1 pseudogene is annotated in these 439 nt (G+C 39.0%); it reads left to right on the plus strand.

Annotation, left to right across the window (positions count from 1 at the left end):
• Window positions 1-296: 296 nt before the first annotated feature.
• Window positions 297-439, plus strand: a pseudogene (locus ACJ5GX_RS07995) (ribonuclease); the annotation flags it as partial.

Here is a 439-nt window from a genome sequence, read left to right on the forward strand (position 1 = left end):
ACATTGACTTCCGCCTACAGCACAAAATGAAGAGGTTTACAGAAGGCTATATAATTGTCACCATTTTGGATACTGAAAACTTAGATTCTGGGATTGCGAATAATTTATTTATCCGTGCGTGATTCTCGCGAAAGATTTTTCTTTTTTTTCCTTCCCTTAGCTGCGGCGCGAAAGCGGCCAAGACGTTTGTCGCGAAACCACAAGGATTTTTTTGCAACGTATCATACATTAATTGACTTAATTCATTCATATAATTAGTTGAGCACAAATCTTTATAATCTCGCGAGAAATGGCCGATCGATCAATACAATGTCGGCTGGGCATTTATTATTGATAACATGCCACAGGATATTTTATCATCTTTGATGCCACGTATTAGGGAGATAATATCAGGCCCTCCGCAAAGCTTATTAACCTTGGCAATTGTAGGCGCTGTTTG

The sequence above is a fragment of the Wolbachia endosymbiont of Tuta absoluta genome (assembly GCF_059414725.1).